This window comes from Microbacterium sp. MYb64 (genome assembly GCF_002979495.1).
Classification (GTDB): domain Bacteria; phylum Actinomycetota; class Actinomycetes; order Actinomycetales; family Microbacteriaceae; genus Microbacterium; species Microbacterium azadirachtae_A.
Map to the genome: position 1 here is coordinate 22,697 of NZ_PCOW01000032.1, position 15,281 is coordinate 37,977.

13 protein-coding genes are annotated in these 15,281 nt (G+C 69.9%); 7 read left to right on the forward strand and 6 right to left on the reverse strand.

From position 1 onward, the window contains the following. Positions 1-22 precede the first annotated feature (22 nt). Entirely contained in the window at positions 23-661 is a 639-nt protein-coding gene (locus CQ044_RS18680; protein WP_105689858.1) for a TetR/AcrR family transcriptional regulator, read from the reverse strand. Between the two features lie 105 nt (positions 662-766). Here CQ044_RS18680 and CQ044_RS18685 point away from each other — a divergent pair, with 105 nt between their 5' ends. The 7 genes from CQ044_RS18685 to CQ044_RS18715 all read left to right on the forward strand — a co-directional run bounded on the left by CQ044_RS18685 (position 767) and on the right by CQ044_RS18715 (position 11,301). After that, positions 767-3,142 (forward strand): glycoside hydrolase family 3 C-terminal domain-containing protein, encoded by a 2,376-nt coding sequence (locus CQ044_RS18685; protein ID WP_146116836.1) that lies wholly within the window; start codon positions 767-769, stop codon positions 3,140-3,142. A 26-nt stretch (positions 3,143-3,168) separates the two neighbouring features. Beyond that, on the forward strand, positions 3,169-4,443 hold the full coding sequence (locus CQ044_RS18690; RefSeq protein ID WP_105689860.1) for an MFS transporter: 1,275 nt from the start codon (positions 3,169-3,171) through the stop codon (positions 4,441-4,443). A 1-nt stretch (position 4,444) separates the two neighbouring features. After that, positions 4,445-5,953, forward strand: coding sequence for a carboxylesterase/lipase family protein (locus CQ044_RS18695; protein ID WP_105689861.1), 1,509 nt, complete (start codon positions 4,445-4,447; stop codon positions 5,951-5,953). A 245-nt stretch (positions 5,954-6,198) separates the two neighbouring features. Then, positions 6,199-7,092, forward strand: coding sequence for a helix-turn-helix domain-containing protein (locus CQ044_RS18700; RefSeq protein WP_146116837.1), 894 nt, complete (start codon positions 6,199-6,201; stop codon positions 7,090-7,092). Between the two features lie 406 nt (positions 7,093-7,498). Beyond that, on the forward strand, positions 7,499-8,584 hold the full coding sequence (locus tag CQ044_RS18705) for a hypothetical protein (protein WP_105689863.1): 1,086 nt from the start codon (positions 7,499-7,501) through the stop codon (positions 8,582-8,584). A gap of 150 nt (positions 8,585-8,734) precedes the next feature. Continuing rightward, positions 8,735-9,331 carry a TetR/AcrR family transcriptional regulator gene (locus tag CQ044_RS18710; RefSeq protein ID WP_105689864.1) on the forward strand — a complete coding sequence of 199 codons (597 nt, stop codon included), beginning with the start codon at positions 8,735-8,737 and terminating at the stop codon, positions 9,329-9,331. Further along, a complete protein-coding gene (locus CQ044_RS18715; RefSeq protein WP_308736933.1) occupies positions 9,328-11,301 on the forward strand; it encodes an alpha/beta fold hydrolase in 1,974 nt (657 codons plus the stop codon). The genes CQ044_RS18710 and CQ044_RS18715 overlap by 4 nt, the downstream gene beginning before the upstream one ends. Before the next feature lie 148 nt (positions 11,302-11,449). Here CQ044_RS18715 and CQ044_RS18720 read toward each other — a convergent pair whose 3' ends face one another. The 5 genes from CQ044_RS18720 to CQ044_RS18740 all read right to left on the reverse strand — a co-directional run bounded on the left by CQ044_RS18720 (position 11,450) and on the right by CQ044_RS18740 (position 15,238). After that, positions 11,450-12,010, reverse strand: coding sequence for a helix-turn-helix transcriptional regulator (locus tag CQ044_RS18720; RefSeq protein ID WP_146116838.1), 561 nt, complete (start codon positions 12,008-12,010; stop codon positions 11,450-11,452). Between the two features lie 226 nt (positions 12,011-12,236). Further along, positions 12,237-12,749, reverse strand: coding sequence for a gluconokinase (locus tag CQ044_RS18725; RefSeq protein WP_258133371.1), 513 nt, complete (start codon positions 12,747-12,749; stop codon positions 12,237-12,239). Then, positions 12,746-13,795: an L-idonate 5-dehydrogenase gene (locus CQ044_RS18730; protein ID WP_105689866.1), complete on the reverse strand. Its 1,050-nt coding sequence runs from the start codon at positions 13,793-13,795 to the stop codon at positions 12,746-12,748. Before CQ044_RS18730 ends, CQ044_RS18725 begins: the two co-directional genes overlap by 4 nt. Next, on the reverse strand, positions 13,795-14,580 hold the full coding sequence (locus tag CQ044_RS18735) for a glucose 1-dehydrogenase (protein WP_105689867.1): 786 nt from the start codon (positions 14,578-14,580) through the stop codon (positions 13,795-13,797). The genes CQ044_RS18730 and CQ044_RS18735 overlap by 1 nt, the downstream gene beginning before the upstream one ends. Before the next feature lie 19 nt (positions 14,581-14,599). Beyond that, complete coding sequence (locus CQ044_RS18740; RefSeq protein ID WP_258133372.1) at positions 14,600-15,238, reverse strand: D-2-hydroxyacid dehydrogenase; 639 nt, start codon at positions 15,236-15,238, stop codon at positions 14,600-14,602. Positions 15,239-15,281 lie beyond the last annotated feature (43 nt).

The following is a 15,281-nucleotide window of genomic DNA, read 5'->3' on the forward strand; positions in this document are numbered from 1 at the left end:
CCGCTCAACCGCGCTGCGGCTGTCAGACGGCGTCCGGGCGAAGACTGTGGATCAACCCGGTCGCATACGCCTCGAAGTCCGCGACGAGGTCGATGCGCTCCGGATCCAGCAGCCACTGGGTCTGCAGGCCGTCCATGACAGCGATGATCTGTCGTGCGATCTGGTCGGGATCGATGTCCGCGCGGTACTCGCCCGATTCGATGCCGCCGCGCACGCTGTAGGCCATCGTCGCGCTGATGCTCCGGTACCGTTCCCGCGCCCATTCCGCGGCGGGGTGTTCGACGGTCACGGATTCCCCGACGACCACGGCGAAGAGCCTGGCCAGATCGGGCACCGTGACGTTGAGTTCGAGCAGGCGACGGTTGTACGCCAGATCCGCCTTCCCGACGGGCCGCCCTGCCGCCTCCCAGTTGCGATCCGACGCGCGGTCGCGATCGCGCAGGATCTCGACGAGGAGCTCGTCCTTCGACCGGAAGTGGTGACGCAGGCCGGCCTCGGAGATCCCGACCCGCTCGGCGATGCGGGTCATGGTCGAGCCGCGATACCCGTACTCGGCGAACTCGCGCAGTGCCGCGCCCTGGATTCTGGCGCGGGTGCGCTGGCCGACGGCGTAGCCGTGCGCCCGCGGCTCCGCGGAGGCCTGGGCTTCTTCTGCGGGCATGACAGCGAGTCTAGGGGAACCAATAATCTCGTTTCGATAACAAACCACGAAGCATCACGGTTTTTGCGTCTACGCTCGTGGCCAACCCGAGCGAAGGGGGCGCTGTTGCCCGAAAATCCCGCGACCATGACCGCGACCGCGAGTCCGCGAACGACGATCCAGGACGATCTGCACGACCGCGTCGCATCGCTGACCGGCCAGGACGGCTGGCGCACCCGCGCACTCCCCGCGATCGGACTGCGCTCGCTGAGCCTCTCCGACGGACCGGCAGGGGTGCGCGGCGGCGCCTTCGGGATCGAGAGCGAGGGTGTGCTGCTGCCGAATCCGACGTCCGTCGCGGCGGGATGGGACGAGTGCGCAGCCGAACGGGCGGGACAACTGCTCGGCACCGAGGCGCGTGGCGCGGGCGTCGACTGGCTGCTCGCCCCTGTCCTGAATCTGCAGCGCACACCGTTCGGCGGTCGCCATTTCGAGTGCCTCTCCGAGGATCCTCAGCTGACCGCACGGATCGGCGTCGGTCTCGTCCGCGGAATCCAGTCGGCAGGAGTCGTGGCGACGGCGAAGCACTTCGTCGCCAACGAGTCGGAGACGGAGCGGCTGAGCTACGACGCCCGGATCGACGAGAAGACGCTGCGCGAGGTCTACCTCGTCCCGTTCGAGGCCGCCGTGCGCCGCGGCGACGTCGACGCGGTCATGGCCGCCTACAACAGCCTCAACGGCGTCACCGCCACCGAGAACGACGAACTCCTGCACCGGATCCTGCGCGAGGAGTGGGGCTTCCGCGGCGCGGTCGTCTCCGACTGGGGCGCCGCACGTTCGGCTGCGGCCACCGCGCTGGCCGGTCTCGATCTGTCGATGCCCGGCCCCGACGGCCCCTGGGGGCCGGCGCTGGTCGACGCCGTGATCCGCGGCGAGGTGCCTGCCGAGGCGATCGACGACAAGCTCGCCGCCCTGTCCAGACTGGCCGGACGCCGCGACCGCGCGACCGCGTCCGGGGATGCGGACGCCGCCGATGACCTCGACGAGACGCTCGCCGATCTGGCGGCCTCCGGCATGGTGCTGCTCGAGAACGATGGGGCCCTCCCTCTCGCCGCACCGGCCCGAATCGCCCTCATCGGCCCGCTCGCCGAGCGGCTGACACTGCAGGGCGGAGGCAGCGCCAAGGTGCGCCCGAAGCCGAGGCCAGGACTCGAGGAGCGGCTGCGGCACGCTCTCGGCGACGGCACGACCATCACCGTCGAGTCCGGCGTCGCGATCCACCGCAATCTGCCCCCGCTCGCGGACGAGCGCATCCCCGCGGGACTCACTCTGCGCTTCGAGGACGCCGCGGGCACGACGCTTCTCACCGAGCACCGCCGGCACGCCGATCTCGTCCTGGACGAGGCGGTCCCCGCAAGCACCGCGCGCGTCGTCGTGTCCGCCACGGTCCGTCTCACCGAGGCGGGGATGCACGGGCTGTCCGTGCGCGGCAACGGCACCTACTCGGTCCGCATCGACGACAGGATCCCGCAGGCGTTCACTCTGGCGGTGCCGGATCGCGATCCGCTCTCACCGCTGGTCGAACCGTACGAGCACCGCATCGACGTCGCGGGCGACCGCGAGGTCCGCCTCACCGTCGTGCACGAGTGGGATGCCGAGGCCGACTGGCACCTCATCGATCTGGGACATCTGCCGCCCACGCCCGAGGACCATGTCCTGATCTCCCGCGCCGTCGCGTCCGCGCGGGACGCCGACGTGGCGATCCTCGTGGTGGGGACGACCGCCGAGCACGAGACCGAGGGCGTCGACCGCGAGAGCCTTGCACTGCCCGGCCGCCAGGACGAACTCGTCCGCGCGGTGTGCGCGGCGAACCCGCGCACCGTGGTCGTGGTGAACGCGGGCTCGCCGGTCCTGCTCCCCTGGGCCGAACTGCCCGCAGCCGTGCTGTTGGCCTGGTTCCCCGGGCAGGAGGGCGCCCGTGCGCTCGCGGACTGCCTGCTTGGTTGGCGCGAGCCCGGCGGACGCCTGCCGGTCGCCATCCCGTCCGGAGAGAGCGGACTCCCCTCTGTCACCCCCGTCGATGGCGTCCTCGACTACGGCGAGCGCGATCGCTTCGGCTCCCGGGCGGAGGTCGCGCCGCGCTACCCGCTCGGCTACGGCCTCGGCTACACCCACTGGGAGTACCAGACAGCTGCGGCGACGACGCGAGACGGCGAGGTCATCGTGACGATTGGCGTCCGCAACACCGGCACGCGCCCCGGCCGCGACATCGTGCAGGTGTATCTCGACGAGGTCGGCACGCCGCCGCGGCTGCTCGGATTCGCTCCGGTGTCCACCGAGGCCGGTGCCACCGCCGTCGTCGACGTCCGGATCTGGCCCGAAGCGCTCCGGCGCTGGACGGACTCCGGCTGGCGAGTGCCGGAGGGTCCCCTCCGCGTGACCGTGAACCGTTCCCTCGCCGTCCCCGTCCTCTCCCTGGACGTCGTCCTCCCCCGCCCCTGAGCTCCACCCACCCGAAAGGCGAACCCATGGCTCTCAACGACGAAGCCTCCGCTCCGACCCTCACGTCCACGGCGACCGCCGCGCCGTCCCGCCCGCGACTCGGCACGCTCGCGATCACCCTTCCGACGACGATGATCGTCCTGTTCATGGTGTGGACCGCGGTGCCGAGCATCCTCCTCCCCGTGCAGGTGCAGGCCCTCACCGGATCCACCGACGCCGGCGCACTCGCGATCGCGAGCGTGCTGGGCACCGTGGCCGCCGCGATCGCGAACCCGGTCTTCGGTCACCTGTCCGATCGCACCCGTTCGCGATTCGGGCGGCGCGCACCCTGGATCGTGGTCGGCGCGGTGAGCGGAGCGGCCGTGCTGCTGCTGCAGATCGCCGCACCCTCGATCGCCGTGCTCGGACTGTGCTGGGCCGCGACGTGCCTGACGCTCAATGCGTTCCAGGCCGCGTTCATGGCCGTCGTCCCCGACCGTGTGCCGACTGCGCGGATCGGCCTCGCATCGTCGCTCGTCGGCACCGGTCTCAACGCGGGCGTGCTCGTCGGGTCGCTGATGTTCGTCGTGTTCCCGGAGCTCGCCGGGTCCGGCGGCTACGTCCTGCTCGCGATCCTCATCGTCGCGGTCGCCGTGCTGTTCGTCGTGGTCAGCCCCGACACCGACTCCCGGGCGCTGCCCCGAGAGCCCTTCCGGCTCCGCGAGTTCTTCGCGACGTTCTGGGTCAGTCCGCGCCGTTACCCGGACTTCGCCTGGGTCTTCATCGCGCGCGTGCTGCTCATGCTCGGCTACTTCCTCCTCTTCGCGTTCCTCATGTTCGCCCTGCAGGACTACGTCGGGCTCGCGCAGGACCAGGCCGTCCCGCAGGCGGCTCTGCTGTTCGCGATCAACGGCGCCGCGTCGGTGGTCGGATCGATCCTGGCCGCCCCGATCGCCGACCGCACCGGGCGCCTCAAGGTCTTCGTGCTGATCGCCGGCGCCGGCCTCGCCGTCTCGCTCGTGATCCCGCTCGTGCAGGCCAGCATGGCCGCGATGTACGCCTTCGCGGTCGTGAACGGCATCGCCTTCGGCATCTACATGTCCGTCGACACCGCCCTGGTGAACCGCGTCCTGCCCCGCCCGGAGGACGCGGCGAAGGATCTCGGGATCATGAACCTCGGCATGGTGATCCCCCAGGTGCTCTCCGCCTCGATCGGCGCGATCGTGGTCTCCCTCGTCGGCTACGCGGGCCTGTTCGCGATCGCCGCAGTGATCGCGGTGATCGGCGCCCTCGCAATCCTCCCGGTGCGCAAGGTCGTGTGAGGTGACGGCCTCCGCCTCTCCGCTCGCCGAGACCGGCCTGGGCCGGGTCCGCGGCGTCGCCCTCGAGGATGGTCTCGTGTTCCGCGGGATCCCTTATGCCCGGGATCCCCTTGGCGACCTCCGCTTCGCGCCGCCGGTCGAGCCCGAGCCGTGGTCGGGGGTGCGCCCGGCCGAGGAGTTCGGCCCCGCGGTGCCGCAGACCGTCGATCTGGGGCGCCGCGAGATGTTCGGCCTCCCCGACTACACGACGTCCGAGGCCGGATCCCTGACCCTCAACGTCTGGACTCCCGCGGTCGACGACGCCCGCCGCCCGGTGCTCGTCTGGATCCACGGGGGCGCGTTCTCCTGGGGATCCGGATCCGACCCGGTCTACGACGGCCACCGGCTGAGCGCCCGGCGCGATGTCGTGGTCGTGACCGTGAACTATCGGCTGGGAGCGCTCGGGTTCCTGAGCCTCCCTGGAGTGCCCGGATCCGGCAACGCGGGGCTCCTCGACCAGCTCGCCGCCCTCCACTGGGTGCGTCGGAACATCGCCGGATTCGGCGGAGATCCCGGGAACGTCACGGTCTTCGGGCAGTCGGCGGGAGCGGTGAGCATCGCCGCGCACCTCGCCGCTCCGCGTTCCCGCGGCCTCTTCCACCGGGCCATCATGCAGAGCGGAAGCGGCGAGATGGTCCTCTCCGCAGAGGAGGCCTCGCAGCGCGCCGCGGAGTTCACCGCTTTGCTCGGCACCGCCCCGGAAGATCTCGAGCGCCTGCGCGCCGTTCCTGTCGAAGACCTGCTCGCGGCTCAGGAGCGGTTCGACGCGATCATGGAGGAGCGCGGAGAGCTCGCCGCATTCCTGCCGATCGCCGACGAAGCGCTCCTGAGCGAGAGTCCGCTCGACGCGGTGTCCGCCGGACGCGGCGCGCCCGTCCCGCTCATCCTGGGCAGCACCAGGGACGAGGCCCGCCTCTTCACCGAGCTGCTGCCCGGCGCGGGCCTCGGCGAGGACGATCTCCTCGCGCTGCTGTCGGACCATCCCAACCCCGCCGCCGCCCGCTCCGGCTACGCCGCACTCGAGGAGCGCACGGCGCCGCGCGATCTGTTCGCCGCGGTCCTCGGCGACAGCCTTTTCGCCGCTCCGACCGAGCGACTCGCGATCGCCCACACTCGTGCGGGCCATCCCACCTGGCGCTACGAGTTCCGCTACCGCTCATCGGTCCGCGACGGTGTGCTCGGCGCCTGCCACTCGCTCGACATCCCGTTCGTCTTCGATCTGCTCGACACGGATGCCTCGCGCCGCTTCGCCGGCTCCGACGCGCCCGCCGCTCTCGCCGACCGGATCGGTGACGGCTGGGCCGCGCTCGCCCGCACCGGCGCCGCCGACTGGCCGCCCTTCGATCCGGAAACGCGTCGGACCCTGCTGCTCGACGAGCGCTCCGTGCTGGTCGACGACGCCTACGGCGCACGGCGGGCCTTGTGGCCGGAGCGCGAACAGCTCGCATCGGACAGATCCTCGACGGCCTGAGAGCCTGACCCGGCGCGCATTCGTATCGCAAGACAATCGTCTACGCAATCGCAATTCGTCTCGTCCGCGTCGACTTTGGTACAGGCGCGCCAGGAATCGCGAGGATCGCACGGGGAACCCGAAGGGGGGCGTGAATCGCGACAAGAGATCTATTCGCATATGTGACGAGAGAAAATCGCAGGTTGGATCAATTCTCATTGATCCCATGCTATTTCTGGTCAATGCGTTTCAAGGGCTGGGGGACCATGAACAAGCAGAACAGCACGGACATCTTCGTCGACGAGCAGCGCCTGCGGTCGTTGGGGTGGAAGTCCCTCGATCGCCGTTTTCCTCGCATCGTCGCGCACTCCGCGACCTCGCAGAAGTGGGTCGCGAGTCGCATCTGGTCGGCGGCGTCGCACCTGACGAGCACGACGGCGCCCCGTCGGCGCGCAGCACGGATCGTCATCGGCATCGAGGGGATGGGGCGCGTGGCGGTCCGCGACCGCTCCTACGAGCTGCCACCGAAGCACATCCTCGTGGTGCGCTCCGACTCCCCCGTCGTCATCTCCTGTGAGAAGAGCTGGGCGCGCTTCTACTGGGAGTTCGATGACCTGGAGCGCGGGGACAGCCTGCTGCTGCGTGCCCTGCAGGGCCCGCGCCTGCTCCCCGACTTGTACTGGAACCTCATCGCCGCCACCACGAACACCGTCGTGACGAGAGCCGAGCAGGACGACATCCGCTTCGACGATCCGTTCCTCAACGAGTCCGTGCTGACGCTGTTCTCGGCCGCCGTCGTGAACTCTCTCGTCGTGGAGAACCTGCGCAGCGACGAGCTCTCGCGCCGCTTCCTGGAGGCGATCCAGCTGATCGAGGCCCGGCACTCCGACCGCGCGCTCAACGTCGCGCAGCTCGCGCGCCTGCTCGGCGTCTCCGTCCCCCACCTGCATCGGGTCTTCGCCGCACAGGACACCACTCCCGGACGCGAGATCGAACGCCATCGCGTCCTCTCGGCGCACGCCCTCATCACGTCGCGGCAGCGCAGCGGGCGACACTCCGCCGAGGCCGTCGCGCGACTCTCCGGCTTCACTTCGACGCGCCGCATGCGAGACGCGCTCCAGCGATTCGAGGAAGACAACGCGACATCCCTGGGCGCCTAGCGCGGACCGGGCCCTCGTCGAAGCCTGATGAAGCCCGGGTAGAGCGGCATGCTCGGGCCTTTAGCCGCCGCCCCACCCGGACCCGCCGGTAGCCCGGCGGCACCCCGGGACTCCCATAGTCCGGGGCCACGGACGCTCGAAGATCTCCGACCTCCGAACGTCCGCCCCCGTGTCGATGATTCGCGCCCGAACCCGTACCCGAATCACCGGCACGACAAAGGAATAGCACGACACGGACAGTCCTCGTCGAATACCCGACGACTTCCTCTCGCACTTGCGGCGATTTGCTCTCTGATTTCGGTTTCACCCCAGGGTCGCGACATTCCAGACGATGAAATGGACCAAATGCACTCTCGCCCAGCGGCAAAGCCCGCGGGCCGATACGACATTGTGCGAAGGGGAATCTATGAACGAGTGGAACACCAGCGAGCAGCAGTCGAGCTCAGCATCCGATCCGGGGGGATCGCCGAGCCGCCTCATCCGGCGCCGAGCGATCGTGAAGGGCGCAGCCTGGTCCCTCCCCGTTCTCGCCGCCGCGGTCGCGGTACCGGTGGCTACGGCCTCGACCGTCCCGGCCTGCGCGACGCAGAAGACGTTCTTCACGATTCCGGACTCGCCGAGCGCCGCGGGGATCACGACCGTGTTCGTGGTTCCTGCGAAGGTGACCTCGCTCAACGTGATCGTGTCCGGCGGTGCCGGAGGTTCAACACGCGCCAACTGGACGATCCTCGGCGGGAACGGCGGACTCGTCACCGCCACAATCCCGGTTGTGCCCGGTGAGACGCTGGACCTCATTGTGGGCCAGGGCGGCGCTTCCCGCACCACGTTCACCGCGAGCCCCTCGATCGTCACCGGCGGGCAGGGGTTCGGCAACGGCGGCGATTCGGATCCGGCAGCCGACAACGCGAACAGCGGCCCCGGAAGCTGGTGGGGAGGTGCGCCGGGAGGAGCAGGATCAGCGATCTCGCGCGGCTCGCAACCTCTCGTGGTCGCGGGCGGAGGAGGCGGCGCCGGAGGGATCTACGGAGTCGGCTGGACGTACTACGACGGCGGGCGCGGCGGCGACGCCGATCGCGACGGCGAGGCGAACTGGTATGACACCTTCACCGGCTCCCGAATCGACCTGCCGGGCGGTCTCGTATCCGGCGCAGCGGCGGGCGCGGGTACGTTTACCGCGGACGGCACCTACTACTCGGCACCTGGACTGGCGACGGCGTCTCGCGACGGCGCGGTCGGCGCCGGGGTATCGTCTTCGATCGGCGGTCAACCGTGGGGGGCCGGCGCCGGAGCGGGCGGCGGCGGTTACCACGGCGGCGGCAGCGGCTCACGCGGAGGGCGCAGTGGTGCGATCGCGCTCGGCGCGGGAGGCGCCGGCGGAACGAGCTACCTCGACACCGCATCCGGCGTCGTCGGCACGACATCCACCTGGAACCAGTCCACGTCGACGACCTCACGCCAGGGCGGCACGATCACGATCGAGTGGTGCGCCTAGCCTCAGGATCCGGCACCCGAAGCCGATGAACCGACTCCTTGCGTCCCAACCCCAGAGGGCGCAAGGAGTCTTCGGCGTTCACACGATGAGGATTCAGCTCCGTCGCTGTCCCGATTTGCAAAATATATAGACCGGTCTATTCTGAGTGGCATGACATCCAAGGGAGACCTGACGAAGGCACGGCTCGCAGAGTCCATGCTCGAGCTCATCCAGACCAGCGGCTTCAGCGGCACCGGCTTGAATGCGATGATCGAGCACGCAGCGGCTCCCAAGGGGTCCGTCTACTTCCACTTCCCTGATGGGAAGGAGGGCCTCGGTGTCGCTGCGGTCGAGCTCGCTGCGAAGCAGTTCGAGACGCTGATCGCCGAGGCCGCTGAGTCCGCGGGCAGCGCGGCCGAGGCCGCTCGCGCTGTGATCGCGGCCCTCTCGGCCATCGTCAGCGGGAGCGACTTCCGGTTGGGGTGCCCGGTCTCCGTCGTCACCCTGGAGATGGGCGCCGAGAGCGAGCGGCTGCGGAACGCGTGCGTCGCTGCGTTCGAGTCGTGGATCGCTGCGACGGCCGCGTTCCTCGAGGCCAACGGTGTCGACGCCGAGGAAGCCCGGTCTCTCGCAACCGTCATCGTGTCGACGATCGAGGGCGCGGCCATCGTCTCCCGCGCCATGCGGAGCGTCCAGCCGCTGGCCTCGGCCGCCGACGTCGTGGCAACGCTCATCGAGCAGCGCTGCGGGGCGGGAGAGGCGCGATGACCCCTCACGACGACTCCCGTCATGCCCTGGTCTTCGGGGCCTCGGGCCTGGTCGGCCGGCACCTCGTCCTGACCCTTGCCGAGGCCGGCGCCCAGGTCACGGCGGCGGTTCGAACCGCCGAGTCCGGAGTTCGGATCGAGCAGTGGCTTGAGGAGCACGGCGTGACACGGCGGATCAGCACGGCGATCGTCGACTTCGACGCTCCCGAGATCTTCAAGGGCGGCCCCACCGCGTTCGCATCCGTCACGGAGATCCACAACTGCGCCGGGTCCTACCGATTCGGGATGACCGCCGAGGAGGCACACAGCGCGAACGTCGGCATCGTCGAGAAGCTGATCGACTTCGCCGCGGACCTCCCCCGCCTGCAGCGCGTCGTCCATGTGTCGGGTTACCGTGTCGGCGGGCAGGACCCCGCGACCATCCCGTGGTCAGACGATCACCGCGCCGCGGTCTACGAGGAGCTCGGCGCCTACGAAGCATCGAAGGTGGAATCCGACGCGATCTTCCAGGCCGGAGCCCTGGAACGCGGAATCCCGCGGACGATCGTCAACCCGTCCAGCGTGATCGGCGACAGCACCACCGGGGAGTCCGACCAGCTCATCGGATTGGCCACCACCATCGAGCAGCTCTGGGACGGCTCCGCAGCAGCGCTTCCCGGAGGTGGATCGACCTTCCTCCCGGTCGTGACGGTCGACTATCTGGCTGCTTTCATGGCCGCAGCGGCGGTCGATCCGGCTGCCGCCGGCATGGCCTATTGGATTCTCGACGATGACACGCCACCACTCGCCGACCTCCTGACGCACGTCGGCCGACATCTCGGCGCGAAGGTGCCGTGGCTGCGGATACCGGTCGGTGTCATCGAGCGACTCCCCCAGCGGATCACCAAGGCGGATCCCGAAACGCTCACCTTCATGTCCGCCGACCGCTATCCGACCGGGTCCGCCGTCGAGTTCGCCAACCGACACGGGATCCGGATGCCCGACGTGCGGCTGTCGCTCGAACGCTGGGCCGACCATCTGGCCGCGCACCGGTTCGGCGCGGACATGACGGGCGGCCGTCGATTCGTCGATGCCGGCGGCCTGAGGACCTTCGAGCTCGGCGAATCCGGATCCGACCGTCTGATCCTTCCCGGCCTGCCGGTCAACGCGGACACCTGGGCCGACGTGGCGTCGGACATCGGCGCGCGGGCCGTCGACCTGCCCGGACTCGGCCTCAGCGGCGGCACGGGCATTCGGGACTGGGAACGATGGCTCCCCGCCGTGCTGGGCGAGGAGCCCGCTGATCTCATCGGCCATTCGATCGGCGCTGCCGCCGCGGTGATCGCGGCAGATCGCTTCCCGGAGAAGGTCAGGACCCTCTCTCTGATCGCGCCGTTCTTCCTCCAAGCTCCGGCCGGCACTTCGACCAGACTTCGGCCGCTGGTCGCCGCCTACCTGCGGCGCACGGACGCGGCTCGCCTGTCACGGATGCTGACCGGATCCGAAGCGAGCGCGGCCGCTCTCGCGTCGAGCCGTGACGACCTCAAGCGGAGCCGTGCGAAGAGGGTGGCCGAGCAACTCGCCCTCGCGGGATCGAAGCGGTGGCGCGCCGAGCTCCGGGAAGCGCTGGGACGATTCCGCGGCCCGGTCCGCATCATCACCGGAAGCGAAGACCCCTTGGCTCCGGACGCTGTGGCCCTACTCAGGTCCCTCCCGGACGTCGAGCTGATTTCGATCACGGGCGCCGGTCACCATCCGCAGCTGACCCACGGCGATGCCCTCGTCGAGCTCCTGCGGGAATCGGTCTGTGTCCCGGGTATCGGCCTCAGCGAGAGCATCAACGGCGTGCAGATCACGGAAGAGCAGATCGCAGCATGGGCTGCGGAGACCGAAGCCTGCTACGACGTCGACGCGCTCAAGAAGCGTGGACGAGGTCGTCCCGGCCGTGGCGCCGAGCCATTTCACGCCGCGACGACCGCTGGCGAGTCATGACCTCTTGCGCGCAGCGCGAGCGCACAAGACGCGATCCGAACTGATCCGCGACGCCCGGGCCGCCCGCGCCGCATGAATCGTGTGGGGGTCCGGGCAGGCTGTGTCACTCAGCCATGGGTTTGCAGCCTGCCCGGGGTTTGTGGTGTGTTCAGGACGCGAGGGCTTGGGTTCGCTCGTGCGCGTCCGTACGCACGCCTGATGTGGTGAGGGCGGTCACGTCGATGGCGAGGATGCGGTCGAGGGTGGTGGGCGTGATGCGGGTCCTCACTGTCTTGCCTTCGCCGGTGAGTTGGGCGATGGTGGTGCGGCCTGTTCCGGTGAGGGTGGAGATGTGGCGGAGGGAGAGGCCGAGGGATCGGAGTTCGCGGATTCTGGTGGCGGCGGCGCGGGCGTCGATGCTCTCGGTGCGTGGGTGGATTCCGGCTGCTCTGGCGAGTTGTTGCCGGTAGCGCGACCGCGCGTCGGTGCAGGTGTGTCCGGTGGTGTCGCCGGGGCAGGTTGCGGGGTTGCGGCATCCGAGGAGGTATCCGTTGGAGGTGCCGTGTTCGATGGGGGTGCCGGTTCCTGCGGCGCGGCGGGCGGTGTAGGTCTGCATGTAGCGGCGGCGTGCTTCGGGGCAGGTCATGCCGCCGCGGGCCCAGTTCGGGCAAGTCCTGGTGTCGCGGCAGCCGCGGGCGTATCCCCAGGGGGTGCCGTGCACTTCGCGCACGGCGGGTTCCGTTGGCGTCGCGGGTTCGGTGAGCACGTGTCGGGGTAGCGGCTGGTGGGCGGGGAGGTGTGAGAGGCGGTAGTCGCCGCGGCGGCGGATCGCGGCTTCGGCGCAGGAGAGGAACTCGGATCCTTGCCCGTGGGGGCACATCGCACGGGTGCGGCAGCCTTGGCTGTAGCCGGCGGGGCTGCCGTGCGGGGCGGGGTTGTGGGGGTGCATGGGGTGTTCAGCGGGTGCGGATGGCCTGCTCGGCGAGGGTGGTGATGTGTTCCACGGGCTGGTCGGCGTTGAGGGTGAGGCCGGTCTCGTCCGGGGTAAGGGGTTCGAGGGTCGCGAGTTGGGATTCGAGGAGGGTGAGGGGCATGAAGTGCTCGGATCTGACGATCATGCGGTTCGCGAGGACCTGCCTGGTGACGTCGAGGTGGACGAAGAACACGCGAGGTGCGTGGGCGCGGAGCAGGTCGCGGTAGGCGGTTTTGAGGGCGGAGCACGCGATGACGATGCCGGTCAGGGTGTTCCGGTCGAGTTCTTCGCCGACGGCGGTCAGCCAGGGGGTGCGGTCCTCATCGGTGAGGGGTGTCCCTTGTGACATCTTCTGGATGTTGGCGGGCGGGTGGAAGTCGTCGGCGTCGGCGAACGCGACCCCGAGCCGGTCGGCGAGGGCTTGTCCGATCGTGGACTTCCCGCATCCGGATGCGCCCATGACCACGATGACCGGTGCCGCCGCGGGAGTCGTCATTTTCTGCCTCGTTCCGGGCCGAACTTGAGGAGCACTTTGCTGGACACGGTGGGATCTGCTGCGATCTGGAACGCGGTGGCCGCCTGCCGCCAGGGTGTGACGTGGCTGATCACGGGCGCGATGCGCAGTTTCCGGTCGGCGAGGGCGCGGATGACGTCATCGATCTCGTCGTTGAACCGGAAGGAGCCGAGCAGGTCGAGTTCGCGGGCGATCGCGAGCGCGATCTGCACCGGCTGGGGGCCTGCCGGCAGCAACCCGACCATCGCGATCACCCCTCCCCGGGTGGCGCCGCGGATCGCGGTGTCCAGGCCCCGGTGGCTTCCGGAGGATTCGATGACGACGTCCGCGTCGATCGCGGCGATGTCGGCGTCATCGGGCTGTTTCAGGACGGTGTCCGCGCCGAGCTCGGCGGCGATCTGCAGGGGCCGGTCGTGCAGGTCGATCGCGGTGATGCGGCGGGCGCCGCGGGCTTTGAGGACCGCGATCGTGAGCAGTCCGATCGGACCGCACCCGACGACGAGCGCGGACAGCCCGGTGACGTCGCCGATGCGGGTGACGGCGTGCCAGGCGACGCTGGCCGGTTCGATCAGCGCGGCCTCCTGCAGATCGATCCCGGCCGGCAGGGCCCGCAGCATCCGGGTGGGCATCGTCACACGCTGCGCGAACGCGCCGTCGCGGTGCGGGAACCGGGCCGCGGATCCGAGGTAGCCGCCCCCGGACAGGTTCGGCCGGTCAGCGGGATGGCGGACGTGCTCCCTGGCCGGGGTCGCCGGGTGCACCGCGACCCTGGTGCCTTCCGCGGGGCCGGTGCCATCGGGGGCGGCCCGGCGCACGATGCCGACGACTTCGTGACCGAGGACCATCGGCGCCTTCAGGATCGATTCCCCGGCCGCGCCGTGCTGCCAGTAGTGCAGGTCGGATCCGCAGATGCCGCCGTAGACGATGTCGATCACCGCCTCATCCGGGGCGGGTACCGGTTCCGGGATCTCATCGATGCGCAGATCCCCGGCCTCGTGGATCACGATCGCGTGCAGCGTGCCGGCCATCAGACGACCGCCGTCATTCCACCGTCGACGAACACGACCTGCCCGGTCACGAACCGGGACGCGTCCGACGCCAGCCAGACCACGGTCCCGCCGATGTCCTCCGGCTCACCCCACCGGCCGGCAGGGGTGCGCCCCAGCACCCACGCGTTGAACGCCGGATCATCCACGAGAGCCTGGGTCAGCTCCGTGCGGATATACCCGGGGGCGACACCGTTCACCCGCACCCCACTGCCCGACCACTCCGCGGTCATCGCCCGGGTGAGGCCCCGAAGCCCGTGCTTCGCGGCCGTGTACGCACCGATCGTGGGACGGGCAAGATCCGTCTGCACCGAGCAGATGTTCACGATCGCACCCGCACCCCGCCCGATCATCCCCCGCGCGACGGTCCGCCCCACCAGGAACGCGCTGGTCAGATCCGTGCGGATCACCCGCTCCCAGTCCGCCACGCTCACCTCCAACATCGGCTCCCGATGCTGCAGCCCCGCATTGTTCACCAGGATGTCGACCGGGCCCGAGGCCTCGACCCGGGCGACCCCCTCGATCACCGACGCCTCATCCGTGACGTCGAACCCGGCAGACGAGACCGCCCCCGCACCGAACTGCGACACGAGCGCCGCCGCCGTCGCCTCCGCGGCTTCCGCGCCTCGGCCGTGGATCACGACCTGCGCACCCGCGCCCAACAGCGACCGGGCGATCGCGAGGCCGATGCCCCGGCTGGAACCCGTCACCAGGGCACGACGCCCCGCCAGATCAAAAGGACTGGTGGACTCAAAAGGACTACTCATCCTCTGTTCCCTTTCCCGTTCAGTAGAACTCGACCGTGTCGACCACGTTGCGCATCGGCAGCCCGTCCAGGAACCGGGTCGCGTTCTCGGCGAACAGCTCCGCGATCCGCCGCTCCTCCCGCACATCCAACGCCGCCGTATGCGGACTCACCAGCACCCGCGGATGCCCCCACAACGCGCTCTCCGCCGGCAGCGGCTCCACCTCGAACACATCCAGCGCCGCGAAACCCACCACCCCGGCATCCAACGCCTCCAGCAGCGCGGACTCGTCGATCACCGTGCCACGCCCCACGTTCACCACCGTCGCCCCCGGCTTCAACACGGACAGGAACTCGGTCCCGATCAGATGATGCGTGGCATCCGTGCCCGGCAGCGTCGCCACCACCGCATCCACCTGCGCGAGCACCTCGCCGACGTCGTCCGGATGGACCGTGCGAGCCACCCCCGGCACCGATGCGCCGCTGCGCGAGGTCCCGATCACCGTCGCCCCCAACCCGGACAGCTTCGCCGCGACCACCGCGCCGATCCCGCCCAGCCCGAGCACGAGCACCGTCAGATCCGACACCTGCCCCATCACCCAGCGGCCACTCCACACCCGCTCCGCCTGCTGCCCCCGCAGCCGCGGAAGATGCTTCGCGCCCGCGAACACCCCGAACACCGCGAACTCCGCGAGAGCACCCCCATGCACCCCCGCCGACGTC

Coding starts and splice junctions, on each gene's coding strand:
- CQ044_RS18680 (WP_105689858.1), bottom strand. CDS start 661: ATGCCCGCAGAAGAAGCCCAGGCCTCCGCGGAGCCGCGGGCGCACGGC.
- CQ044_RS18690 (WP_105689860.1), top strand. CDS start 3,169: ATGGCTCTCAACGACGAAGCCTCCGCTCCGACCCTCACGTCCACGGCG.
- CQ044_RS18700 (WP_146116837.1), top strand. CDS start 6,199: ATGAACAAGCAGAACAGCACGGACATCTTCGTCGACGAGCAGCGCCTG.
- CQ044_RS18705 (WP_105689863.1), top strand. CDS start 7,499: ATGAACGAGTGGAACACCAGCGAGCAGCAGTCGAGCTCAGCATCCGAT.
- CQ044_RS18710 (WP_105689864.1), top strand. CDS start 8,735: ATGACATCCAAGGGAGACCTGACGAAGGCACGGCTCGCAGAGTCCATG.
- CQ044_RS18715 (WP_308736933.1), top strand. CDS start 9,328: ATGACCCCTCACGACGACTCCCGTCATGCCCTGGTCTTCGGGGCCTCG.
- CQ044_RS18725 (WP_258133371.1), bottom strand. CDS start 12,749: ATGACGACTCCCGCGGCGGCACCGGTCATCGTGGTCATGGGCGCATCC.
- CQ044_RS18730 (WP_105689866.1), bottom strand. CDS start 13,795: ATGGCCGGCACGCTGCACGCGATCGTGATCCACGAGGCCGGGGATCTG.
- CQ044_RS18735 (WP_105689867.1), bottom strand. CDS start 14,580: ATGAGTAGTCCTTTTGAGTCCACCAGTCCTTTTGATCTGGCGGGGCGT.